The organism is Shewanella sp. SG41-4 (genome assembly GCF_014164505.1).
GTDB lineage: Bacteria > Pseudomonadota > Gammaproteobacteria > Enterobacterales > Shewanellaceae > Shewanella.
Map to the genome: position 1 here is coordinate 1 of NZ_JACJFI010000630.1, position 1,212 is coordinate 1,212.

The window sequence follows — 1,212 nt, forward strand, 5'->3', positions numbered from 1 at the left end:
AAACACAGTATCGCCGATGGTAGTGTGGGGTCTCCCCATGCGAGAGTAGGTCATTTCCAGGCGCCTAATTTACTCGAAAGAGTAGTGATAAGCCCGTTACTAACGTAACGGGCTTTTTTACGTCTTTAATTTGTGGTCAAATTGTATCAATGGTATGCGTCTAGCGAAGTACACCTAGCATCGATGTTCTGATTGTCTAATACCATTTACATTAATTAGTTGGTCAGTTTTGTCCACCGTCTAGAACATAGTTGAATCACCCTTTCCGGTTCTGCAATAAATCGATTCCATGCAATGGAACACTGCTCAACAATATCGTCATATCCACTAAAGCAACGATTGGCGAGTTCATTCTGACGAAGCCATTGCCACACTTGTTCTATAGGGTTGAGTTCTGGCGAATAGGGCGGAAGCTTAAGGATACTAAGGTTATAAAGTCCTCAGTCAGATCTTGTTGATGCCAACCTGCACCATCCATGATGACCAAAGCATGGCGACCCGATTCGGTAGCCTCTGAAATTAATGTTAAATGCTCCCACATATATTCACTGTTGGCATGCGGGGCAATAATAGCCTCTGTCGTGCCCGTTGCAGGACACACCGCACCATATAAATACGCTGATTCGAACTGTTTTTGCCTTACCGCTCGTGGTCGGGTTCCTTTCGTTGCCCAAATGCGGGTCGTGGTATTTTGCTGACCAAATCTGGCTTCATCTTGAAACCAAACATCAATGCGATCTAACGCCACATGACCAGGGGTGTTAAGGATCGTTGACAGCTGGAAGTTTTTTAAAAGCGTCCTGAATATCTTGAGATTGTTTTGGGTGACGAGAACGGGTCGTTATCCATGACAATCCTAATTGATGCAGTAATCTGTAGATATTTGCCTGTTTAAAGGTCACCCCAAATTGAGACTGAATAAAAAGACTGACATCTCTTGCCATCAATCTTCCGCCACTCTCAGACAAGCTTTGACGTTGTACAAATTCTTTCAGATTTACCAGTTGTTTCGCCGATAGTTGAGCGGGTCTACCTGGATTATGTTTATCATCTAGGCCGCTAATGTCATGAGTTAAATAATGAGTAACCCAAGTATTTACACTGGTTCTACTGACCTTCAGCATGTTGGCTATAGCAGTACGAGAATGACCTTCGGTAAAATGAAGTAAGGCGAGATAACGCATACGTTTACGTGCGCTTTTCTCAGATTTA

Annotated in this window: 1 pseudogene; it reads right to left on the reverse strand. The window is 43.5% G+C overall.

The annotated features are described in order from the left end of the window. Positions 1–215 precede the first annotated feature (215 nt). Positions 216–1,212, reverse strand: a pseudogene (locus tag H5202_RS22830) (IS630-like element ISShfr2 family transposase); the annotation flags it as partial.